The sequence below is a fragment of the Paenibacillus urinalis genome (assembly GCF_028747985.1).
Lineage (GTDB): Bacteria > Bacillota > Bacilli > Paenibacillales > Paenibacillaceae > Paenibacillus > Paenibacillus urinalis.
Map to the genome: position 1 here is coordinate 850,709 of NZ_CP118108.1, position 24,470 is coordinate 875,178.

21 protein-coding genes are annotated in these 24,470 nt (G+C 42.8%); 19 read left to right on the forward strand and 2 right to left on the reverse strand.

The features are described 5' to 3' along the window. The first annotated feature begins 122 nt into the window (after positions 1–122). From PUW25_RS03830 to PUW25_RS03840, 3 genes are read left to right on the forward strand one after another with little or no spacing between them, the layout of a single operon-like run. Positions 123–1,616 carry a type I restriction-modification system subunit M gene (locus PUW25_RS03830; RefSeq protein ID WP_047912884.1) on the forward strand — a complete coding sequence of 498 codons (1,494 nt, stop codon included), beginning with the start codon at positions 123–125 and terminating at the stop codon, positions 1,614–1,616. Then, positions 1,616–2,920, forward strand: coding sequence for a restriction endonuclease subunit S (locus PUW25_RS03835; protein ID WP_047912885.1), 1,305 nt, complete (start codon positions 1,616–1,618; stop codon positions 2,918–2,920). The genes PUW25_RS03830 and PUW25_RS03835 overlap by 1 nt, the downstream gene beginning before the upstream one ends. Before the next feature lie 31 nt (positions 2,921–2,951). After that, positions 2,952–5,879 carry a type I restriction endonuclease subunit R gene (locus PUW25_RS03840; protein ID WP_047912886.1) on the forward strand — a complete coding sequence of 976 codons (2,928 nt, stop codon included), beginning with the start codon at positions 2,952–2,954 and terminating at the stop codon, positions 5,877–5,879. 34 nt (positions 5,880–5,913) lie between these two features. Here the strand turns inward: PUW25_RS03840 and PUW25_RS03845 are convergent, their stop codons facing one another. After that, the gene (locus tag PUW25_RS03845; RefSeq protein ID WP_047912887.1) at positions 5,914–6,639 is read right to left on the reverse strand and encodes a M48 family metallopeptidase; all 726 of its coding nucleotides are present in this window, start codon (positions 6,637–6,639) and stop codon (positions 5,914–5,916) included. A 208-nt stretch (positions 6,640–6,847) separates the two neighbouring features. On the opposite strand from PUW25_RS03845, the gene PUW25_RS03850 reads away from it, so the two are divergent. From PUW25_RS03850 to PUW25_RS03910, 13 genes are all read left to right on the forward strand, one after another. Beyond that, complete coding sequence (locus tag PUW25_RS03850; protein WP_238546435.1) at positions 6,848–7,000, forward strand: hypothetical protein; 153 nt, start codon at positions 6,848–6,850, stop codon at positions 6,998–7,000. Between the two features lie 43 nt (positions 7,001–7,043). Continuing rightward, positions 7,044–7,430 carry a restriction endonuclease gene (locus PUW25_RS03855; protein ID WP_238546436.1) on the forward strand — a complete coding sequence of 129 codons (387 nt, stop codon included), beginning with the start codon at positions 7,044–7,046 and terminating at the stop codon, positions 7,428–7,430. A gap of 164 nt (positions 7,431–7,594) precedes the next feature. Further along, positions 7,595–9,808 (forward strand): MrcB family domain-containing protein, encoded by a 2,214-nt coding sequence (locus PUW25_RS03860; protein WP_274338121.1) that lies wholly within the window; start codon positions 7,595–7,597, stop codon positions 9,806–9,808. Continuing rightward, the gene (locus PUW25_RS03865; protein ID WP_047912888.1) at positions 9,780–12,194 is read left to right on the forward strand and encodes a restriction endonuclease-like protein; all 2,415 of its coding nucleotides are present in this window, start codon (positions 9,780–9,782) and stop codon (positions 12,192–12,194) included. Before PUW25_RS03860 ends, PUW25_RS03865 begins: the two co-directional genes overlap by 29 nt. Before the next feature lie 231 nt (positions 12,195–12,425). Further along, a complete protein-coding gene (locus PUW25_RS03870; protein ID WP_047912889.1) occupies positions 12,426–12,809 on the forward strand; it encodes a (deoxy)nucleoside triphosphate pyrophosphohydrolase in 384 nt (127 codons plus the stop codon). A gap of 110 nt (positions 12,810–12,919) precedes the next feature. After that, the gene (locus PUW25_RS03875; protein ID WP_047912890.1) at positions 12,920–14,014 is read left to right on the forward strand and encodes a WXG100 family type VII secretion target; all 1,095 of its coding nucleotides are present in this window, start codon (positions 12,920–12,922) and stop codon (positions 14,012–14,014) included. Positions 14,015–14,031: 17 nt separating this feature from the next. Next, entirely contained in the window at positions 14,032–14,412 is a 381-nt protein-coding gene (locus tag PUW25_RS03880; protein ID WP_047912891.1) for a hypothetical protein, read from the forward strand. A gap of 215 nt (positions 14,413–14,627) precedes the next feature. Then, positions 14,628–15,776, forward strand: coding sequence for a WXG100 family type VII secretion target (locus PUW25_RS03885; RefSeq protein ID WP_047912892.1), 1,149 nt, complete (start codon positions 14,628–14,630; stop codon positions 15,774–15,776). A gap of 21 nt (positions 15,777–15,797) precedes the next feature. Further along, positions 15,798–16,202, forward strand: coding sequence for an Imm7 family immunity protein (locus PUW25_RS03890; RefSeq protein WP_047912893.1), 405 nt, complete (start codon positions 15,798–15,800; stop codon positions 16,200–16,202). Between the two features lie 75 nt (positions 16,203–16,277). Then, a complete protein-coding gene (locus PUW25_RS03895; protein ID WP_274338122.1) occupies positions 16,278–16,622 on the forward strand; it encodes a hypothetical protein in 345 nt (114 codons plus the stop codon). 194 nt (positions 16,623–16,816) lie between these two features. After that, positions 16,817–17,683 carry a GNAT family N-acetyltransferase gene (locus PUW25_RS03900; RefSeq protein WP_047912895.1) on the forward strand — a complete coding sequence of 289 codons (867 nt, stop codon included), beginning with the start codon at positions 16,817–16,819 and terminating at the stop codon, positions 17,681–17,683. Positions 17,684–17,787: 104 nt separating this feature from the next. Next, positions 17,788–18,357, forward strand: coding sequence for a DUF4256 domain-containing protein (locus tag PUW25_RS03905; protein WP_047912896.1), 570 nt, complete (start codon positions 17,788–17,790; stop codon positions 18,355–18,357). A 314-nt stretch (positions 18,358–18,671) separates the two neighbouring features. Beyond that, positions 18,672–19,844: a dicarboxylate/amino acid:cation symporter gene (locus tag PUW25_RS03910; RefSeq protein ID WP_047912897.1), complete on the forward strand. Its 1,173-nt coding sequence runs from the start codon at positions 18,672–18,674 to the stop codon at positions 19,842–19,844. A gap of 225 nt (positions 19,845–20,069) precedes the next feature. Here PUW25_RS03910 and PUW25_RS03915 read toward each other — a convergent pair whose 3' ends face one another. Continuing rightward, positions 20,070–20,609, reverse strand: coding sequence for a stalk domain-containing protein (locus PUW25_RS03915; RefSeq protein WP_081872624.1), 540 nt, complete (start codon positions 20,607–20,609; stop codon positions 20,070–20,072). Between the two features lie 512 nt (positions 20,610–21,121). On the opposite strand from PUW25_RS03915, the gene PUW25_RS03920 reads away from it, so the two are divergent. From PUW25_RS03920 to PUW25_RS03930, 3 genes are all read left to right on the forward strand, one after another. Next, positions 21,122–22,132 (forward strand): LacI family DNA-binding transcriptional regulator, encoded by a 1,011-nt coding sequence (locus PUW25_RS03920; RefSeq protein ID WP_047912898.1) that lies wholly within the window; start codon positions 21,122–21,124, stop codon positions 22,130–22,132. A gap of 307 nt (positions 22,133–22,439) precedes the next feature. Further along, positions 22,440–23,435, forward strand: a complete 996-nt coding sequence (locus PUW25_RS03925) for an ABC transporter permease (RefSeq protein ID WP_238546437.1) — start codon at positions 22,440–22,442, stop codon at positions 23,433–23,435. 26 nt (positions 23,436–23,461) lie between these two features. Further along, positions 23,462–24,349 (forward strand): carbohydrate ABC transporter permease, encoded by an 888-nt coding sequence (locus PUW25_RS03930; protein WP_081872626.1) that lies wholly within the window; start codon positions 23,462–23,464, stop codon positions 24,347–24,349. Positions 24,350–24,470: the final 121 nt, after the last annotated feature.

The window sequence follows — 24,470 nt, forward strand, 5'->3', positions numbered from 1 at the left end:
TTTTTTCATGCTACGATTGCACTAGGCTATGTAATTAGATTTAATAAAATTAAAGTAATAAATATGATTATTAAAAGTCAGAACAGCCTTTTATAGGATAACACAGGGGGAAAGACATAATAATGAGTCAGTTAACTTTACAAGAATTAGAACCTCACTTATGGAAATCTGCAGACATTTTGCGTGGGTCTGTGGACTCAAGCGATTATAAGAATTATATTTTTGGATTGTTATTCTTAAAGCGTTTGAGTGATGTATTTGAAGAGCAGAAGCAAGAGTTGGTACAAGAACATGGGGAAGAGATTGGGCAACTCTTGTCAGATGATCCGGATCAATACCAATTCTTCGTGCCTGCTGCTGCGCGTTGGGAAGAGATTCGTAAGCATGCTAACGATATTGGATCAGCAATCAACGTAGCATTTGAAGCACTTGAAAATGAAAACCAAACACTTGAAGGTGTCCTAACACCAATTGACTTTAACCGTAAAGAAGTGCTGACAGATAGTGTATTACTGCGATTGCTTCAGCATTTTTCCTTATTAGATCTAAGAAATGCAAATTTATCTGAACCCGATATGCTCGGTCGAGCATACGAATACTTGATTAAGATGTTCGCTGATGATGCAGGGAAGAAAGGCGGAGAGTTCTATACGCCATCCAAAGTTGTTGAGTTAATCGTTAAGCTTATTAAGCCTGAGGAAGGCATGCGTGTATATGATCCGACTTGTGGTTCGGGTGGTATGCTAATTCAATCGGTTGATTATGTAAGGGAGCATGACGGTAATCCGCAATCTTTATCTTTGTTCGGTCAAGAAAAGAACTTGGGTACATGGGCGATCGGCAAGATGAATTTGCTACTGCATAATTTACCGGATCATCGCATTGAGAAAGGCGACACCATTCGTAAGCCTAAGCTCGTAGAAGATGGAGAAATTATGTTGTTCGATCGTGTTATTGCCAATCCTCCATTTTCCCTAAAAGAGTGGGGACGTGAGGAAGCCGAGCATGATCCATATGGTCGCTTCCAGTATGGTATACCACCAAAAAATGCGGGAGACTATGCCTTCATCCAGCATATGGTGGCTTCTCTTAAAGCCGATGGAAAGTGCGGGGTTGTTATGCCGCATGGTGTACTATTCCGTGGAGGGGCAGAAGGTAAGATTCGTCAAGGATTGGTTGAGGCTGACCTCTTAGAAGCGGTTGTTGGATTACCTTCTAATCTGTTCTATGGGACAGGAATCCCTGCTTGTGTTCTTATCTTCAATCGCAATAAGTCTGTTGATCGTAAAGGCAATGTATTGTTCATTGCGGCGGAAGGTGAATATCAAGAAGGTAAGAACCAGAACACACTTCGAGAAGATGACATTAAGAACATCGTGGCAGCTTTTGATGCTTATGAAGATGTTGAAAAGTATGCTCGCGTAGTTTCATTGGATGAGATTAAGAACAATGACTATAACCTAAATATTACTCGATACATTGATAAGTCTGAAGAAGAAGAGAAAGTGGATCTGGAATCGGTAATTATGGACATTTCTGAGCTGGAAAGTAAACGAGCGGATATAAAAATGAAATTAAATGGTTATCTTCGTGAACTAGGGTTGGGTGAAGTGTGATGAAGCAGGCTCGTGATGGATATAAAATGACGGAGCTTGGGGAGATACCGGTCGAGTGGGAATTAAGGGAGTTACAAGATGTTATGCAAAAAGGTGGATCTGGGGTTAAACGAGGTCCATTTGGTGGAGCATTGAAGAAAGAATTTTTTGTTGCAGATGGATTTGCAGTGTACGAACAGCAACACGTTATATACAATCGATTTAATAATATTAGATACTTTATTACAAGTGAGAAATTTGATGAACTTAGTGGCTTTGAAGTTTTACCAGAAGACATCCTTATAAGTTGTTCAGGGACAGTAGGGAAAGTATCAATTGTACCTAAAAGAATAAAACGTGGTGTAATGAATCAAGCGCTTTTAAGATTTCGACCAGAGAAAAACCTAGCTGACCATACTTTTTTATATTTTTTATTGATGTCAGAGGATGTTCAATCAAGAATGTTGGATATGACACATGGATCAACGATAAAAAATATGGTAGCAGTATCTGAAATTAAAGGATTAAAGATTGGATTACCTTCATTAAAAGAACAACAAAAAATCGCCGAGATTCTTTCGACAGTTGATGAGCAGATTGAGAACACAGAACAACTGATAGAAAAAACAAAAGAGCTTAAAAAAGGTTTAATGCAGCAACTCCTGACAAAAGGCATTGGACATACCGAATTTAAGCAGACGAAGCTTGGGGAGATACCAGTTGAGTGGGAAGTTAAGGCAATAAATGAGGTTAGTGTCTTTTGTTCAAATGGATTTGTAGGTACCGCAACTCCGTTCTACACTGAGAAATCCGACGGTGTTTTATATCTACAAAGTAACAATATACGGAAGAATAGATTGGATTTAACTAAAACCGTATACATTAATTCGGAATTTACAGAAAAATATACTAGAGCCAAAGTAAAATCAAACGATTTGTTAACGGTTCAATCCGGTCATATTGGTTCAACTGCTGTAGTAACAGAACAATTTGATGGAGTTTATTGTCATGCACTGATTATAACTAGACTTAATGAATCAATTGTTGACCCAAATTATTTAGCATATTATTTAAATTCTGATATAGGAATGAAGTGGCTTTCTAATATATTTGTAGGTTCGACAATAAAACATATCAACGTGAAGGATTTTGTGAAGTTTTCAGTCCCTATCCCAAACCTGAGCGAACAACAAAAAATCGCCTCTATCCTTTTATCCGTTGATAAACAGATAGAAAGCTACGAGCAAGAGAAAGAAAAATACCTCGAACTCAAAAAAGGTTTAATGCAGCAGTTACTAACAGGACAAATACGAGTGACGGTGTAAGCCGTTGCTCGCAACCGGGAGGTGAACGAAAATGAACCCTTTGGAATATACCGAGGTAGAACAACCCTTTACTGAACAGTTAGTAAATTACGGCTATACCTATATGGAAGGTTCTAAATTGGAGAACGATCGCTCTTCAAGAGCAAGCGTCGTCTTGGAACAAAGATTTGCAGATGCAATTCGCAAGCTCAATCCTTGGATTGACGAATACAATGTAGATCGGGTAGTAAAGCAGTTTACTTCCTTGCAGGCGGAAGATGTATGGCATGCAAATAATACGATATTCGATTGGCTATTCGGACAAGGAATATCCGTAATGCAGGATGTTGGGGCAGGTAAGAAGAATCAGACGGTTCAGCTCTTTGATTATGAGAATGTCGAGAACAACGATTACCTCGTGGTCAATCAGATTGTCTTTGAAAATGCAGCTGGAACCATCCGTCCTGATCTTATCCTATACGTTAATGGGTTACCACTTGTACTTATTGAGTGTAAAAGTCCAAAGCTTCAGGTAGACAAGCAGCTTCCTGAAGGTGTACGGCAATTCGAACGTTATATGGACACAAATGAGAAGTTGTTCTGGTATAACCAGATGCTGATCGTGACGAGCCGGGATCGTGCGCGTGTAGGTACGATCTTTGCTAAGCCACAGCACTACGGTCTATGGAAAGATCCTTATCCTTATACTTTTGAGGAGATTGGAAGTCACCGGGCGCAGGATGTACTTGTATCCGGGATGCTGCGTAAGGATACCGTTCTGGATCTTATGCGTAACTTCATCGTCTTTGATGGAAAGGTAAAGAAACTAGCTCGTTATCAGCAGTATCGTGCAGTCAATAAAACGATAGAGCGAATCATGAAGGAAAAGAATCCTTCTTGTCGCGGCGGCGTGGTGTGGCATACGCAAGGTTCTGGTAAATCATTAACGATGGTGTATCTAGCGATGAAGCTGCGTCGGCAGACAGCGTTAGAGAATCCGATGCTTGTCATCGTAACAGATCGTCAGGATTTGGACGATCAAATTACGAAGACATTCCAGCAGTCAGGATTTCCGAATCCTACGCAAGCAAGTTCAGTTGCCGATCTGAAACACCAGCTTACCAAAGGTCCAGGTACAACCGTGATGACGCTGATTCAAAAGTTCCAAGGTGATGAGGAGAAGGCCTTTCCTATCATCTCGGAATCTGAGCAAATTATCGTCATGACAGATGAATCCCACCGTTCACAGTATAAAGGACTAGCCCTCAACATGCGTAAGGCATTGCCCAATGCAACCTTTATTGGATTTACCGGTACGCCGATAGATAAGAAAACTCGCTCGACGACAGGAAAGTTTGGCTCTTACATCGATAAATATACGATTGAGCAGGCAGTTGAAGATGGGGCTACGGTTCCGATTCATTATGAATCCAGGCTTCCGAACCTACATATGAAGGGAGATACATTGGACGAGTTATTTGCCCGCACCTTCTTCGAGTATGACGATGATGCCAGAGAGAAGATACAGAAGAAATACGTGAATGATCAGCTCCTCTTAACTGCACCAGAGCGAATGAAAGAAATTGCTCTTGATATCGTTCGCCACTTTGAATCTCGTATATTAATCAATGGCTATAAAGGTCAGGTGGTAGCTGTCTCCCGCGCGGCTGCAGTTGAATATAAGAAACTGATCGATCAATATGCGATGGGAAAGTTTGAAACAGCAGTAATTTTCTCAGCTGGACAGAATGATGAGGAAGAATTACGAAACTATCACATCTCGAAAGACGAAGAAAAACTGCTGATTGAGCGTTTTAAGAAGCCATTTTCCGAGGATAAGTTAGCGTTGTTAATCGTCTGTGATAAGTTATTGACTGGCTTCGATGCACCAATTGAGCAAGTGATGTATTTGGATAAACCTCTCAAAGAACATAACTTACTGCAGGCGATTGCTAGAACAAACCGGAAATATGATGCGAATAAATCGTATGGACTTATTGTAGATTATTTTGGAGTGTCCCGTTTCTTAGATCAAGCTCTTGAGATCTTCAGCGCGAATGATGTTCAGGGAGCATTACAATCGATTGATAATGAATTACCAAGACTTGAGCAGCGTCATCGCTCTACAATGCGTTTCTTTGATGGACTGAAACCGGATCAGCTGGAAGAAAGTATTCTAAGACTCGTAGATGAAGATGTACGCGCGGACTTTGATATTGCTTATAAACGATTTGCGGAGAGTATGGATAAGGTGATGCCAAGTCCTAAAGGTGAAAGGTTCCTACCAGCCTTAAAGCGTCTTGGTGTCATCCGTCAGTTAGCTAAATCCCGGTTTTCCATTGATGATGGCATGGACATCTCTGATTGCGGAGAGAAGGTTAGGCAGATTGTACATGACTTTTTGCGTTCTGCTGGTATTGATGCTAGAGATCCGGTATCGATTTTGGATGTATCTTTCAAAGAAGAGCTGGATAAGAATACGCTCCCAGAAACGAAAGCAGCTCAGATGGAGCATGCGATCAAGAAAGAAATCTCAGTTCGTCTTGGCGAGGATGAAGTCTATTATACTTCTTTGAAGCAGAAGGTTGAGGAATTGCTGGCACGTTATAAAGAGCGTCAGATGACCATCTTCGAGCTGTTAGAGAAGCTGGATGCGGTCCGTGATGAGATGATAGAGAAAGCAAACGGTAATACAAACAGCGGTCTGACTTATATGCAGGAGCCTTACTACAACAAACTCTATGAAGTATGTGAGCAGCGGGCGGATTATGAATTGAAAGAAATTGCCGTTGATGTACAGCAGTTTATTGAGGAGCGCGTTACACCAATTAGTGACTGGACGACGAAGACGGATTTTAAGCGTCAATTGACTGGAGATCTGAAGGTAAAGCTGCTCAAACAGAAGATGAATATGAGTGATGCTTCGATGCTGACAGGATATTTTACAGCACTCGCAGAAACCCAATATGGCAAAAAATAATAAAAATGACCAGCAACCTGTTTGCTGGTCATTTTCATATATTTAGTGTTGATCCGTTTACACGCAGCCAATCCTTCTTTTGTTCATAATCAGGGAGCAGCATTCGTACGGTTTCCCAATATTCCTTGGAATGATTCATATACTTCAAATGTACCAGTTCGTGCACAAGTACATAATCAACAATTGAGGCAGGTGCTAAGAAGATCCGCCAGTTTAATAGCATATTGCCGGCAGTAGTACAGCTTCCCCAACGTTGTTCTTGATCCTTGATAATGATTTTATTGGGATATTGTTGAAATTTATCTGTGAATTTACTTACTCGATCTTTGGTAAAGATCATTCCTCGATGTTTAACCCACTCTACATAGAGTGGCATGAGGATTTCTCTATATTGGTGTTCTGGTATATCAGTATGAATGTATGCTCGAAATTGACCTTGATAGAAGTTAATTTCTGGTGCTGTAAAATCATTGGTTCTAATCACCTTTAATCGATATTGTCTTCCTAGATACGGCAGCTTCTCACCAGAAACAAACCTCCGTTGGAGAGAGCTCTGCTTCATCTCTTCAAAATTTAACAATTGAGTGCGTAGCCAGGTCCCTTTACGATGTAAGATATTTTCAATGACATGTTCTTCAGCGGTATTAGGAGCGACCACTTGTACACCTTCTTGATTAACAGAGATGGACACTGTCTTACGACGGTCGCTTCTCTTTAATTTGTATTCAATGGTCTGAGTTCCATATTGAAATAATGGCATGATGATTCCTCCTGTTCATGTATTATAACAAGAATTTGTTGTTTATGTGCAAGCAGTCTGTATGAAAATAAAGGCGAATAAATAGTTCTCCATCTCTATTTAAGAAGTCTTATCTATAATAGTCTGATAAGGAAATTTGCCGTAGAACCATGCCTGAGTTTTAATTTGATCTGTTCTGGACAGGATGAAGTCAAAAGGAGTGGTAAATATGATCGTCGTCAGCGTATTAATCGTGCTGATTCTAATTCTCTTTTACATGTATTCCAACCAAAAAAAGACCATTGAAAATTATCGAGATAATGCACTTGAAGCAATTACTACACATGCAGATATGAAAGAAACGTATTGGTTTGTACCATAGATATAAAAGAGATCCTGAAGAAGAGAAAGCAGAGAACCCACTTTTGTTTGAACAATTTGCTGCTGAGATAATGGCCTCTGTACGGGGAGGGAGTACTTATGTAACAAAGGGTTCTGGTGATTATGGTGTTGATATAGAAGAGGAGACAGATGAAGGATTATACCTAGGACAAGTCAAGTGTTACAACGATCAGAATCCAGTTAGTTTCGATCCTATTGCCATTATTCACTCACAAATGGTCAAACAAGGAGCCATTGGAGGGTACGTTGTAACAACAGGGAAATTCACCTCGAATGCATATAATTATGCAAGTGGACTTAATATAGAGTTAATTGATGGAAATCAACTTGTTGAGTTATGGCTTCAGCATTTGGATTCGAAACGCGAGAGGATATCACGCTTTGAAGAAGTTGTTGTTCCCGGGACATAACCTACACTATATAGATGATGAGATAATTCAGAGCTTGTTGAAGATAATGAACTCGACTTGTTCCTGAAAAATAGAGCTGATAAAAGCAGTTTCCGTAGATTCATTGTGGAAACTGCTTTTATTTCTTTATACTATAAGTACCTAGTCATTTCACGGAGGTTATCATGCTACCAGAATCACTTTCAACTATATTCCGCTCCAAACAAAAATCATACAAGATGGTCCTTATCCTATCCATCATTGAATTCTATGAAGAAACTCAATCCTTCCAAGCTCCATTGGATCAACTAGCTCAAAAGTTCCTGAAATACTTCCAAGACGAAAGCGAGCTAGGAAACATAGTAGATTCACCACCAGAGCAACGAGCTTCGGGATGGAATGAATTCACCTTAAGCCAAACCAAATCTCTACTAAAAACACCAATCGATGCCCTATCCTCTGTTCTCACATTCGACCCTGCAAATCAAACCATTACCTTCTCCAATCCAGATTGGTTCAACGAAAACACACTTAAGGAGCTTAAAGAATACGCCATGCAAGAGCTAGACAATTACAATAGGAAGCTAGAACTGAATAGAACTACGCAGTCTTCTTTTTCCTTACACGATGCCTTATCTCAGATCCTGAACACGTATCTTCAAGCGAAAACGGAGCCGTTCGCGCAGCACCCGCTAGGTAGCTTAGTTAGAAACTCTATACCGAGCCAGTTGAAGAACCTACTATCTTTAAATGAGCAATACAAGGTTCAAGGTTCCGTTGGGCAGGGGAACTGGGCCACGATCCCTTGGATCGCACTCATGGACAAGCGAATTACGCAGACAACTCAGCAGGGTGAGTACATCGTATACCTGTTTTCCGAGGAGATGCAGTCTGTATATCTTACGTTCATCCAAGGTGTCACCGAACCCTTGAAGCAAGGCAAGCTCAGAGGATACGAGTACCTCAAGCAAAATACTCAAGAAATTCGTAGCCTTATCCCACTAGACGGACTACATAAGGACGAGAATATTTATCTCATGGAAAAAAGCGGCCTGGGACAAGATTACCAAGTCTCAACGGTAGCTTATATCAAATACGACAGAGACTCGCTTCCGGACGACGACGTACTCCTAAAAGACCTCGAGAACCTCGTGTCTAACTACAAGCAGTATGTAGATATGGTACTGCAAAATAGGGAAGATGAACCTACTCCAGAGGAGGAGCTAACTCCAGTGACTATTAATGTGCGAGAGCAACTGGAACAAGTCAAACAATATATTCACCACAAAGGCTTTCTCTACCCAGAGGGTCTGATGGAGAACTTCTATTTGTCCCTCAAGACCAAGCCTTTCGTCATTCTAGCCGGGGTATCAGGAACAGGGAAGACGAAGCTGGTGAAGCTCTTTGCAGAAGCGTTGGGAGCAACGATGACGAACGGACAATTCACTTTGATCCCGGTAAGACCAGACTGGAGTGATCCATCGGATCTGTTAGGGTATAAGGATCTTTCGGGTGTGTTTAGACCTGGGCGTCTAACGGAAGTGTTAGTAGAGGCATCTAAACCAGAGAATAAGAACAAGCCGTATTTTATCTGTCTGGATGAGATGAACCTAGCTCGCGTGGAGTATTATTTCAGTGATCTGCTGAGTGTGATGGAAACCCAGGAATGGCAAGGGAAGCGAATCGTGACGTCTGCGCTCATTGGCCCGGAGTCATTAAGAGAGGAAGACCAATCGATATATGGTGGCTTGACTCTGCCGGACAATGTGTATGTGATTGGAACAGTTAACATGGACGAGACAACACATCCTTTTAGTAAAAAAGTGCTGGATCGTGCGAACACGATTGAGTTCAACTATATTAATCTAGAGCAATTTCCATCTGATGGAGTAAACATAGATAATCTTGAATCTTCAAGTACAAATAATGCTTTCTTGCGGAGCGAATATTTGCAGCTAACCGATATGTATAGCACCTATCCAGAGCTTGTGCGTTCGACGACAGATAAACTGGTGAAGATCAACAACATTTTAGAGGAGATTCATTCACATGTCGGCTTCCGGATTCGGGACTCCATCTGCTTTTACATGGCGTATAATCAGCGATTTGAGCTATTACCAGAGGACAATGCATTCGATGGACAGCTACTCCAGAAGATCCTACCTCGTATTCAAGGAAGCAGCTTATCTATCAAAAAGGTATTGCTCCTCTTAATGCAGGAGGCCATTGGCAAGTCCATTCCTGTTAAGGATCTCTTGGATGATGCATCAGATCTATATATAAAATATGGCAGTAAGCAGCAGGCCGAGGAAGTGAAGTATCCACAGTCTGCACGGAAGCTTGCCTTTATGATACGGAGGTTAGAGGAAGATGGATTCACCTCCTATTGGCTTTCTTAATCAGAGTGTAGAGCTGATCCGGATTGAGACGAATCTTTTTAACCTCTATATTCAGGGCAAGCCCTATCATTCGACGGTAGAATCCTTACAGCTTCATCGGGATGATGCTGGAGCTTGGATGGATTCAAACACGCTACAGGTGAGTATCTCTTCTAGTGAACTTGTGCTGGAGAACCTATTTGTTTTTTCGCCTGAGCAGGGACAGTTGGTTCCATGGCAGACGGGGGAGAAGAGCTATCCATTATTCTATGAGACACAAGCTTACGAGCTTGTTGTGGAGAAGAAACAAGAAACAGATCTAACGTTCTACCATGACAACTTATATATACGGCAGGCGGTTAAACCTCTCGGGCAGTCGATCCTTTCAGGTATTTTGAATTTTCAGAACGAGGTAGGGTTAACCGAGCTTGAGCTTCGTCAGCAAGGGCAGCCTGTATTCCAGTTGCAAATCGAGATCTATCCTTCCAAGATGGATTACAAAAGAGATTACCAAATGATTCTGAGTGACATTAATCGGCAGATATATAATTTATCCTTTGATTTTTTAAGAAAGACCTATCATCTGACAGGGTTAAAGGAGACACGCAATCAGAGTCTAACGGAGTTCTTTGCGATATTGCAGCATGTGTTTGATCAGCTAAGACAAGCCGTAGAACGAATTCACGCGAGCCCTCATTACAGCCTAGTTAAAGAGCAGAGAATCGTGGATGCAGCCAAGGTCAGGAAGGCGGGAAAAGAAAACATCGCGTTTCTCGCCAAACGTCCGTATCTGTTGACGCATCATGAAACGCATGGATTTATTCCACATCAGGGGCAGCGCCTGAATCCATCCCATGCACTTGAAACGAAACGCGAGGTTCAGTTCGATACAATGGAGAATCGATTTGTGAGATGGGTGCTGATCCGGGTATCGAAGAAGCTGCAGGAGATGAAGAGAAAGCTGAGCGGATCAGGTAAATTGCAGGATCCCGTACTGGATAAGAAGATTACCTCGATTCAAAATCAACTGCAGCGTTTATTACAGCTTGATTTTATGAAGGTTGGTGAGATGAAGCAGTTATCGGTCTCATTAGTGCTACAGATGGCGCCGGGATATCGCGAGGTATATCGGAGTTATTTAATGCTAATGAAGGGTCTGAGCGTGCAAAGTGATCTATTCCGTTTGTCGATGAAGGATTTAGCCCAGCTGTATGAGTATTGGTGCTTCCTGAAGATTAACGAGCTCCTTGGTCAGAAGTATGAGTTATTGAAGCAGGACATGATTAAGGTGAATCGGACGGGCGTGTTTTTTACACTCGACAAATCACAGTCCGCAAGGATGGTGTACCGCAACCCAAGGAATGGCGAAATCTTCACGCTCTATTATAATAGGCTGCCAAGTGGGGACCGGAGTGCGACGTTAGGCCAAAGACCGGATAATGTACTTACGTTGAAGAAGAATGATTCCGCGATGGAGTATAAATATATTTTTGATGCCAAGTACCGGATCGATCCTGCCTATGAAGGCTCCTATTATTATGAGAAGTATAAGCAGCCCGGGCCGGTGGAAGAAGATATTAATACGATGCATCGCTATCGGGACGCGATTGTCTACAGTGAGGGTGGGCAGGAGCTAGAGCGTAGTATGTTTGGTGCTTATGTGCTTTTTCCATATCATGATGAGCAGAATTATCAAGAGCATAAATTCTATAAGAGCATAGAAATGGTCAACGTCGGGGCCTTTCCCTTCTTGCCGAATGCGACGGAGCTGATGGATAAGTTCTTGGAAGAGATTATTATGGATAGCCCGGAAAAAGCATATGAGAGGTCTACGAGACCACGTGGTACACAGGGATACTATAAAAACAAGCTTGCGGGCAAGAATGTACTCGTTGGATCGTTAAGAGAAGTGGCTCAATTAGAGAGTTCACTTCAATACAAGTACTACCATTTGCCGCTGAGTAATATCGCAGATCACCAAATACTTACGCAAATTGAATATATAGCAGTATATCAATCCATTGGAAAATTCGCGGATACAACGGGAGAGACAGGAATCCATTATGTCGGCAAGGTGAAGGACTGGAAGGTAATGAGAAGAGGGGAGATCAAGGAACGTCCTGCACGACCTGGGACCGAGGATCAGCTCTATGTGAAGTTCCGTATCGAGGAATGGACGAAGCGAACACAGCCCATTGTATCCGGTGGACTTGGAATCTACAGGCTATTGTATACCTCCAAGTACATCTTTGACCGGGCGACCGAGATTGCTGAACTGAGACTGGAAACAGAAGAACAGTTAAGAGAATGGCGGGAGAAGAGGCGTCTGGGTACCGTGAAGGTGGAACTGGATCATACACAGGTGGACTTGGCTCAGCAGGTTAGAGACATTCGGGTGGATAAATAGGCAGGGGAAGCAATGTTAGCTTCCATGGTAAGGACTTGATCTTTATTATTCATAACACCTTGATAGGCATCGTGCCTTTCAAGGTGTTTTTTACTGGGCGGGCCATTATAAGTTGGCAAAGAATTTATTAAATGCTAATGGAGATGTAGTATCGGAAGGTAGAGGATTTGGCGAAGAATATTAATGTAACGTAGAATATCAGTAGTACTATAATTTAGGACGGTGATCAACATGATCGAAGTAGCAGCAGCCATAATTGAAGACACGGATGGTCGTATCCTCATCGCACGAAGAAGAGAAGGGAAATCTCAAGCAGGCTTATGGGAGTTCCCGGGAGGAAAGATCGAAGCGGGTGAATCGCCCGAGGATTGTTTAAGAAGAGAACTGTTGGAAGAGATGAACATCGAAATTGAGCCGTATGCTTTTTTTGCTGTGAATGAGCATGCTTATGATACGGTGACGATACGACTTGTTGCATATAAGGCAAACATGCGAGGAGGGACGATTGAGTTATCAGATCATGATGAATATAGATGGATCCAAGTAGGAGAGATGGCGGGATATTCATTTGCACCAGCAGATATCCCTTTTGTCGAACAATTATCTGCTCATTAATGAAGGTCTTCCGTATGAATCGACGTGTTCATTGAAAGGACATGGGTACCTTTTCCATAGGGTGATATATAAGTAAAATTATACCTATCTATTAAATGGAGAGGTAGCTTATGACAAGAATCAAAGTTCCTATCGATGTGCTGCTATCGGTATCTGATCAATTCGACAATGCATCTAACCAGCTTAAGATGATCAATGAGAACCTTCTCCGGCAAATTTTTATGCTGATGTCCCATTGGTATGGTCAGAGAGGGACGGCTTTTCAAACGGATTTCAAGACTGCTTATGAACAGATGAATGTAACTATAGAGCGTATGCATGTGATCAGTCAGGAACTCAAAGGAATTGCCGTACGCTTCATGGACGCGGATCAGCTGCAGGATTTTATGGGTGATCAGCGGATGGAGCTATTCACTAAACTAAGTACGACAAATCACATTAGCGAGCCGCCTAAATCATTCATAGATCAAGTGGGAGACACCGCAAAGGATCTGGCAGGAGGACTCAAAAAAGGTCTAGGAAGCGTAGTCGAATCATTAAAGGATACGGGAACAGCCATAGTTAAGAATCCCATCGGGACTTTAGGGGACATGGCTTACAATGCAACTGTAGGGACCGCCGAAGATGTAATTGGTTTCGCTGCATGGGGCAAAAACATGGTTATGGATGAAGGAGAACGTGAAGCCTTTATAAAAGAAATACAAGTGAAGGCAGATGAGTCCGGAAAAGCTAACTTCGTAGGAGAACAGGCAGGTGTGATGTTAGGCTCCTTCCTAGTAAGTCGGCTTGGGATTAAGGCGGGGCCGAATCATAATCCTGATACGGGTGGAGATGGAGGAAATTCTAAGCAGAATGTTGGGGGGGCGGTTCAACATCCTTCTAACTTTGCTGACCGTGTTAAGCTTGAAAGTCACTACGATAAGCATGGTGGAGAATTTGGCGGAATTTACAAAAGTGCAAATGAGTATCTTGACGGTGCTAAAGATGTAATCAACAATGGAGTTAAGGTGCAATATGAATACAAAGATGAAATACGAACAGGATATGTACGATTTATGGGTAATAACAAGGACGGTAACGCTAAGTTTGAATTTGTAGGAACAAACAATAACAATGAAATTACCACATATCACACTCAGAGTGGTAAAAAATTCTGGAAGACTATAAATGGTGAGAATATTTCAGTAATTAACCCTTCGGAATAAGAAATGAGGTAATAAAAATGAGGTATTTAGCTCTGGTTAAAGGGTTAGACCCGCACATTGAAGAGGAAGTTACACTCGATATACAAGGAATAGAGTTTACGGGTTTTGCGTTTATCTGCCCTTATGAAGTTGAAGGGGGAAAAAAATACCCTGTTTCCATAGGGTTTACGATTTTAGATGGTTTAGAAATTCGTGAATTATGTGATAGTAAAAAAGAACTTGAACGAATCGGTACAAGCTATAATTATTATATTCGTGGTGTTCTTAATGAAGATTCAATTGATGCAGGGATCGTTATTTCTGACGATGACGAATATTTTGCTAACTATCCTGATTTAATTGGCAAAGCTGTAGAGTTCCAGGTTGACCGAATTAATGTGGAATTTCTGATGGACTAAAATTGTTTGAACCTTGACTGGCTGCGGGCTTTTCAAGGTTTCTTTTTTGTATTACTGACTGACTCCGTCCGCCGTGCACCACGCATTGTCATTCATGCTCATTAATGAAGGTCTTCCGTATGAATCGACGTGTTCATTGAAGGGACATGGGTACCTTTTCCACAGGGTGATATATAAGTAAAATTATACCTATCTATCAAATGGAGAGGTAGCTTATGACAAGAATCAAAGTTCCCATCGATGTGCTGTTATCGGTATCTGATCAATTCGACAATGCATCGAACCAGCTTAAGATGATCAATGAGAACCTTCTCCGGCAGATTTTTATGCTGATGTCCAATTGGTATGGTCAGAGAGGAACGGCTTTTCAAACGGATTTTAAGACAGCGTATGAACAGATGAATGTAACCATAGAGCGTATGCATGTGATCAGTCAGCAACTCAAAGGAATTGCCGTTCGATTCATGGATGCGGATCAGCTGCAGGATTTTATGGGAGAACAGCGGATGGAGCTCTTCGCTAAACTAAGTACGACAAATTACATTAGCGCGCCGCCTAAATCATTCATAGATCAAGTGGGAGACACCGCAAAGGATCTGGCAGGAGGACTCAAAAAAGGTCTAGGAAGCGTAGTCGAATCATTAAAGGATACGGGAACAGCCATAGTTAAGAATCCCATCGGGACTTTAGGGGACATGGCTTACAATGCAACTGTAGGGACCGCCGAAGATGTAATTGGTTTCGCTGCATGGGGCAAAAACATGGTTATGGATGAAGGAGAACGTGAAGCCTTTATAAAAGAAATACAAGTGAAGGCAGATGAGTCCGGAAAAGCTAACTTCGTAGGAGAACAGGCAGGTGTGATGTTAGGCTCCTTCCTAGTTAGTCGGCTTGGGATTAAGGCGGGGCCGAATCATAAACCTGATACGGGTGGAGATGGAGGAAGTTCTAAGAATAGTGCTGTAGGGAAGGGTGACACTGCTTCTAACTTCATTAGCGGTAAAGGTATCTATACCCAGTATTCAGGTGGACTAAAACAAGCGAATAAGGAAGATGTAAATGCAGATTTGCTTGCAAAAAAAATTGGTGGACAGTCTCGAATGATATTCAATAATGATCCAAAAGGTCGAGAGTTTGATGTGATTTCTGAACAGTATATTGGTCAGACCAAAACTTCAATGAATAGTTTGAGTTCACAATTTAGGGAACAGGCAAAGGCTACCATTGAAGCTTCTATTGAAACAGGTGGGAAGGCATATTTTCATTTTGAGACTGCACCTGCAGATAAAGTAATTAGACAATTAAAGGAATATGAAAAGAGGTATAATGTTGAAATTGTTATCGATATCTCTTCATTAAAATAAAGGACTAGAGAGGAGCTAAACATGTATCAATATCATGGATGGGCAGTTGTATTAGAAAATACTAACGATGAGACGAATAAGGAAAAAGAAATAAACATTTTGGAATCAATTGAAGTGTATATTGAGGGTTTACAACCTAATGTAGATGTTATAGAAATGAAGGCAATAAATGGACAATATCATCTTTGGATGACGGGGTTGTGGAATCGAGAGCCTTCTTCAAATTATAATCCAGTGGAAATAATGCGGAACATAGGGGATCTTGCACCTGGCTCATATGGAATGCTCTATGTTTTTAATGATGAGCACCCTAAACATTTTAATGAATTTAAAGTTTACGTTCTTGCGAGGGGAAGCATTCAAGAAAAAGACGATCCATTTTTGTCTCCATTAATCCCTGTTGTAGCCGACGATTCTGAATTTTAGAATTTGGTAAGCTATGACCGTATAAAAATTTCGGCATTCTGAGTATACGGATAATTGCGAATGGAGGTAGGAAGGATGGAAGATAATTATTTAAAGGAACCTATATTTACACTTAGATTAAGTGGGGAGTACTTTGAAAATGAAATAGGTTGTTTAGGAAAACAACTTGCTCAAATATTAACCTGTATTCAGCATGAAACTTCCAATCTTACTTGGTTTGCTTTTGATGTGTTTGGTAGCAGTACTCAGCCCTCAGAGGTGTTGTTTCCGAAGCCTTACTCTGAAATCCTGAGTACAGATGAACTCATCAAAAAAGTGGAAAAAATAGTGCAATTCCATTCCGGAGTGTTCATTGGAATTGAAAAAGGTAAAAAAAATAGACTGGGACACTCATTTATTACCGGAAACAGAAGAAAGTGAAGGATTACAAAACCACGAAGCAGAATTGGAAATTCGTCCATTTGATACTTCATACTTTGAAGTTTACGGAATGAACAAAGATATTGAAGCCAAAATTAAATCTTGCTTTATATGATCTATGAGTTTATTGATCCAGTGTGCCTACATAAAGACTGCTGCATTATCTGTGTCTATTTAATAGGAGGACTGAGCTCATGTACACATACGAAACACTAGATAACATAGATACTCAAACCTTGCACCACGTGTTTCTAGAGGCTTTTTCAGATTATCAGGTGAATATTAATCTATCACTTGAAGCGTTTCAAAAGATGCTTGTAAGAAGAGGATATTCTCCGGAGATTTCGATCGGTGCGTTCAAAGAGCCTGGACATGAGCTTGTTGGGTTTATCCTAAACGGATTGAGAAATTGGAATGGGACACGAACCGCATACGATCTTGGCACTGGCGTCACTCCTCTACATAGACAGCAAGGGATTTCGAGCCGCATGTTCCAATCGGTACGGGAAGAGCTGAAGCGGAATCAGGTGGAGCAGTATTTGCTGGAGGTTCTTCAGAACAATGAAGCTGCCTTTGAGCTATACAAAAAGCAAGGGCTTTCGATTACAAGAAACTTCTCGTTCCATAAGCTGGAGCAGAGCCGTTACCATGCAAAAGAGCTGACTTATGCCATCGAGTACCTGACAGAAATTGATTCGGATACATGGGAGCAACTGCAAATGTTGTGGGATTTCAGCCCCTCCTGGCAAAATTCGATCGATTCCATTCGCGCTGTGCAGAAGAAGTTTGTCTATGCAGTCGTAAGGCTGGAGAAGAAGATTATCGGTTACGGCATCGTAGACCCAGCAACAGGCGATGTTCCGCAAATTGCGGTGCTTCCTGAGTACAGGCGCAAAGGGATCGCGACGAGTATAGTAGGCACATTGATGAATCATTCGAACGGCAAGCAACTGCGAGTGATTAATGTAGATGATGCGTGTGAGGGTATGAAACTGTTTTTGGATAAAGTAGGATTTGAAACGATTGGACATCAATATGAAATGATGCTTATTCTTGATTAAGATGGAAAGAAATAAGAAGATAGAGTATAGAACATGCAATAAAGATCCTCGAGGACGGTAAGTGATAGCCATCATCTAAAACAAGCACTGGAGGTTATATTTATATGGAAAATAAACAGAGGACATTAACACCGGAGCAACAGGAAGAAATCCTGTCTATATTAAAAAAGCGTTTTGAGAAACATATGGATCGCCATGAGGGAATCGAATGGAGCGCAGTACAAGATAGACTGCTCACCCAGCCGGAAAAACTGTGGTCGCTATCTGAGATGGAGAGAACTGCCGGAGAGCCGGACGTAATTGGTTATGACGCAGAGCTTGGGGAATACACATTCTGTGATTGTTCCGCAGAGAGCCCAAAAGGCCGTAGAAGTATCTGTTACGATCATGAAGCGCTGGAGTCTAGGAAGCAGCATAAGCCAGAGAACAGTGCGGTGAACATGGCAGCTGAGATGGGCGTTGAAATGCTGACAGAAGAACAATTCCGGGAGCTTCAGCAGAAGCTTGGAAAGATTGATAACAAAACATCAAGCTGGGTCCTTACGCCACCAAATATTCGTAAATTGGGTGGGGCGATATTTTGCGACTACCGGTATGATACGGTGTTTGTATACCACAATGGAGCAGATTCCTATTATGGAGCCAGAGGCTTCCGCGGTTTGCTGAAAGTTTAGTGGTGGATTGAGCAGCATCATTAAACGGCATTTTTAATGTATAAACATCAGATAATCCCAGAGAAACAAATAACCTTGAATGGCATGCTGCCGTCAAGGTTTCTTTTTTTAGCGGACGCTGTTGGTCCAAGGATACCTTCACACAAGACAAAGAAATATAAATTAGGGAAATTATTTAATAATACTCAAATTTCATACATTTAGGGCATGACAATTACACTATTATGTGATATATTTTTGAGAATTCCGCGTTAAGAGGACTAGTGTCCTTGTGCAGTGGACATTAAAATATAACATTAATAGGTGATGACATCATGAATAAGAAGAAGCTCGGCCTGCTGCCGAAGATATTGATTGCCATTCTGCTCGGGATTGCCGTAGGTTCGTTCTCCCCCGAATGGCTTGTTGCTGGACTTGCCACTTTTAGCGGATTGTTTGGTAATTTTTTAGGCTTTGCCATACCTTTAATCATTATCGGATTCATAGCGCCGGGAATCGGCGAACTGGGGAGAGGAGCAGGACGCCTGCTTGGAATGACGACAGGTATTGCCTATGTTTCTTCCATTATAGGAGGCATGCTGGCCTTTCTTGCTGCAACCTTGCTATACCCGTATATACTGGAGGCGGGAAGCCTTACCCAGTCATTCAGCAATCCGGAAGAGGCACTGCTTGCGCCTTACTTCACCGTAGATATGCCGCCTGTATTCGGGGTCATGACTGCCTTGCTGCTGGCCTTCACATTGGGGCTTGGGGCTGCGGTCATTAAGGGACAAGCTCTGCAAAATGTCATGGTTGACTTTAGAGCCATTGTCGAGAAGTTAATCGCTTCGGTGATCATTCCGCTGCTTCCTTACCATATCTTCTGTGTGTTTGCCAATTTGACGTATGGTGGACAAGTGACGATGATTCTGTCTGTATTTATTAAAGTGTTCGTTATGATTATCGTTCTGCACATTCTATATTTGGTCATACAGTATGTGGTGGCAGGACAGATTGGGCGTAAGAATCCATTCACTCTGCTTAAAAATATGATTCCTGCTTACTTTACAGCGATAGGGACACAGTCCTCGGCTGCAACGATTCCGGTGACGCTTCGTCAGACGAAGCTGAATGGAGTCAAGGGGAAAGTGGCTGATTTCGTTATTCCGCTGTGCGCGACGATCCACTTATCCGGCAGTACGATTACGCTCGTTAGCTGCTCGATGGCCGTTATGGTGCTGACAGGAATGCCGATTACCTTCGGCTCCATGTTCCCCTTCATCTTAATGCTGGGTGTGACGATGGTGGCTGCACCCGGCGTTCCCGGTGGTGCGGTGATGGCTGCACTCGGTCTCTTGGAGTCCATGCTCGGCTTCGATACGACGCTTACTTCTCTGATGATTGCACTATATATTGCCCAGGACAGCTTCGGGACAGCAACGAATGTTACGGGTGACGGTGCAATTGCGATCATCACGGATCGAATGAGCAAGTCGGAGCCTGCATAAGCTATATATAGTGAAGCAAAACAGCTCAGCTCCTGTTACAGGAAACTGGGCTGTTTTGATGTTTCTCCTTCATCCCTGATGCGCTTGATCCGAAGAACAACAGGTGATAGAAATTCATCTTAACAAGACAAAGAACCTTAGTGGAGCATTGGCTTCCTAAGGTTCTTATTTTTATGCAGCGATCTTGGATGAATCCTCAAGAGGGAACTGATATGATATTAATGATTAGTATTTGCTGATTAACTTGCCATTCATATCGTATAACTCAGCTGGATCATTCTCATCATTGTTATGCACATTCGCGGTCGTCCATTTCAGATAGCCGGCAGCTGCCTTGGCAGTCTTACCGCTGGTCACAGTCTTACCAGGTGCCAGATCTCTTTCTCCTGCATCCAGCTCGAGCATAACCATCTTATTGAGAAGCTGTTTCTTTGTATATTCAGAAACGACGACACCCTCACTTGTATTGCGATCTGCATCAGGGTGGACAGATTCAGGAGTGTCTACTCCGATGAATCTAACCTTCTCCTCGGTACAGTCGTTCAATTTTACCGTTATAGTATCTCCGTCCGTCACTTTCGTAACTTTTGCCTTCAGCATGGATGCGGAGCTGATCGTAACGGTTTTGCTCTTGTTAAACCAACCTACACTGTTTCCCAAGGATTCACTTACAAATCGCAATGGAACCAACGTAGAGCCTTTGAGGATTTCTCCGGGGGTATTTAAGGTGAAAGTACTACCATTTACTGTAGCCTTTATGTACACTCCTTAGATGTTAATATTTATATTACATTGTTTATATTAACCAATCATAGTATGTAAATTATGGAACGTGAAAGGGTTTTATTGTATCTTTCAGAAATTCGTGAGGAATACGAAATATGCATGGAGTGCATTGATATGAGGGTGGTATTAGTGGTTAGGGAGTGCTGGAGGTATGATTAATTTCAATCTAATAATCAAACTAATTATTATTAATAATGATAAGGGTGATTAAAATGAAAATTTATAGAAAAGCTCAAATTTTAGGTCTAATAGTCATGTGTGGCGGAGTCTTGTACCCGATGGGTCTTGCTTCACAACATATCTATCTCTTCACTTTGTACCCCGGTCTGCTGATCCTTTGCATTGGTTATGTACTGGAGCAGCGCTCTATTCAGTCAAAAAGAAAGAAATAAACTGGCATTCTTATCTGAAAATAAAAAACAGTTGCCATAAAATCACACGTATAGTATATTCAGTTCATAAAAACGTTTTTATAAAAAGGAAGACAGCAGATGAGAAAGGTAACGATCAAGGATGTGGCAAGGGAGGCGGGGGTGTCGATCTCGACGGTCTCCAATGCGCTGAACGACGTGGATGTGCTGAATCCGGAGACGAAGTCGCATATTCTGGACGTCGCGAAACGCCTGAACTATGTCCCGAACATCAACGGCAAGCTGCTGAAATCGGGCAAATCGAAGATGCTGGGCTTCTTCACCACAAGCGTGTCAGGACCGTACTTCTATACGCTGGTCGAGACGATGTCACGGGAATGTGACCGCCACGGCTACGGTCTGAACATCTTCGTAACCAAGGATAAGCAGGTCATTATGAGCAACATTCTTGGCGGAAGGGTCGATGGGGTCATTGTCTATGAAGAGCTGCGAATTGACGAGAATGACATCGCCATTATGGAGCAGAACAACATCAAGGCCGTATTTCTGGACCGCGAGATACAGAACGAAAACATGGGCAGCATTATCTTCGATTCCTATGTGGATGCGTACGAAGCAACGAAATACCTGATCAGTCTGGGCCACAAGAACATCGCCTATATCGCCGGTGTGGAGACGATGTTCGACAGCGAGCAGCGGAAGGCCGGGTATCTGGCGGCATTGAGGGATTACGGGCTGAAGGCGGACGAGGACTATATTCTGCAAGGTTATTTTGAAGAGGAAGGCTCGTACGGCGCGGTCAAATCATTCGTTAATGTGCATGGCAGTAAGCTGCCGGATGCTTTTCTTGCAGGGAATGACCTCAGTGCGATCGGGGCCATGCGGGCACTCAAATCCCTCGGATACGAGATTCCACAGGATACAAGTGTCGTTGGCTTTGACGATATCGACATTGCGCAGTATTTCTCACCTTCGCTGACTACTGTGCGCAACCAAATTGCTAGGCAGGGAATCCTGGTTGTGAACCATTTGATTCGCATGATTCAGGAGAAGGAAGAAGGCAGGCATGAGAAGCTGCCGGGAGAGCTTATCGTTAGAGGCTCTACGCAGATCAAAATGGTGCGGGACTAACCTTTTACGCTTTACTATAAAAGGGGAAGTTCCCGTCCAGCTTAGTAGTAAACGCTTACAAATTAGGTTTCTGTTAAATTTGGTTGCACTCTGTTCAATCTGTTCATTAGATCGTAAGCCTAGCTGAGGCAGACATCCGGAATTTCAGCAGTCATTCTCTAAAAAAGAACCATATTTTTTTGACCAAAAATAAAAACGTTTTTATTTTTCGGTGAAAATATCAAATTTCTGCATTGACTGAATCCATTTCATGAACACTATTTTGTTGCTCTGATCCAGAGTATAGGAGCAAAAAGGAGAGAAGCACATGAGCAAACCAGCTCTGATCCAGCCTGCGGATGCCTCGTCCCGTATGAGGAAGCCGCCAGCCAAGAAGCCTATGGGGCAGCGGATCAAGGAATTCTGCGTGGATTACGTGAAGCAGTGGGAGCTTCAGTCCATGATTCTTCCGGGCGTACTATTTATGATTATCTTCAACTTCATTCCAATCTATGGACTCACGATCGCCTTCAAGAGCTACACGGTCATTGACACGATTGACAGCGCACCATGGGTAGGGCTCGACAACTTCAAGATTATTATGACGGATCAGTATTTCTGGGAATCGGTCATCAATACACTTGGCATCAGCTTCCTGAAGCTGGCCATCGGGTTTGTTGTACCTATCATTCTAGCGATCATGATCTATGAACTAAGCGGGAGTCGATTCAAAAAATTTGTCCAGACCGTATCCTATCTCCCTCACTTTCTCTCCTGGATCGTGCTGGGCGGTATGCTCATCACCTGGGTGTCGACGACAGGTCTGTTTAATCAGATTCTGCTATCTCTCGGTCTGATCTCACAGCCGCAGAATATCCTGCTTGACCCAAGCAAGTACTGGTGGATCGCTGTTCTGTCTGACATCTGGAAGGAAGCGGGCTGGGGTACGATTCTGTATCTGGCGGTCATGTCCAAGATCGATCCTACCTATTACGAGGCTGCCAAGATCGACGGAGCCAACCGGCTTCGCCAAATATGGAACATTACGATTCCGAACATGAAGATGATCATCAGCTTGAACCTGATTCTAACCGTGAGCGGACTGCTCGGCTCGAACCTGGATCAGACACTCGTGCTCATGAACTCACAGAACCGGGAGAGTGCAGAGGTTATCAATTCCTATGTTTACCGGATGGGGATGACGCAGGGGGACTTCTCCTACGCGACAGCAGTGGGTCTTGGCGTATCGATCGTTTCGGTTATTTTGCTGCTGACGGCGAACAAGATCACGAGCAGGCTGAACGATAATCAATCCGTGCTTTAAGGTTTTATATAAGGGGGGCAATACTTGTGAACTCAAAAGCAATTAAAGGAGACATCGACAGCCGGATCTTTAACGCGGTGAATACCACGCTGCTCGTCATTACGATGATAGTGATCATTGTTCCGCTCTGGAATGTCCTTGTTTCATCGTTTGCTTCCAGTAGAGCGTTGGCAGAGGGTGGGTTCGTCTTCTGGCCGTCGGAGCTCTCACTGGAGAATTATCAGGCGGTGTTCCGGGATTCGTCGATTTGGCAGGCATTTTTCATATCGATCTCCAAGACCGTCATTGGGGTGGTCACTCATGTATTCTTCTGTGCGATGGTCGCTTATGGTCTTAGTAAAAAATATGTACGCGGCCGCAAGCTTTACGTCTCCATGGGCGTCATTACGATGTTCTTCTCCGGCGGCATGATCCCTACATACCTGCTCATTAAGGACCTCGGCCTGCTCGACAGCTTCTGGGTGTACATCATTCCGGCGCTGCTCAGCTATTATGATGTCGTCATTCTGATGAACTTCTTCCGGGGTGTGCCGGAAGCGCTGGAGGAATCGGCCAAGATTGACGGAGCCGGTGACTGGAAGGTGTTTCTCAAAATCTTTATCCCGCTGTCCATGCCGGCCATGGCAACGATTGCGCTGTTTAACGGTGTCGGGCAGTGGAATGATTTTATGACAACCAAGCTGTATGTCACGAATGAAGCGCTGTATCCCTTACAGATGAAGCTGTATGAGATTATTGTGCAGTCGCAGACACAGTCCATGCAAAATATCGGGGGATCGGTGGTCATTGAGACGGCGACCAAAGGCGTTCAGCTGGCGACGATCGTTATCACCACGCTGCCGATTGTCATTATCTATCCGCTCTTGCAGCGCTATTTTATCTCCGGCATGATGCTCGGAGCGGTCAAGGAATAAGGAATAACCGCTCAGTTATAAGACATTTTCCAGCTAAGACATCTTGAAAAGCTTAAGGTATACGGCAGCGCAAGTCATCTGCCATCACTACAGCAACCTGGACCACAAAACAACGGCATCA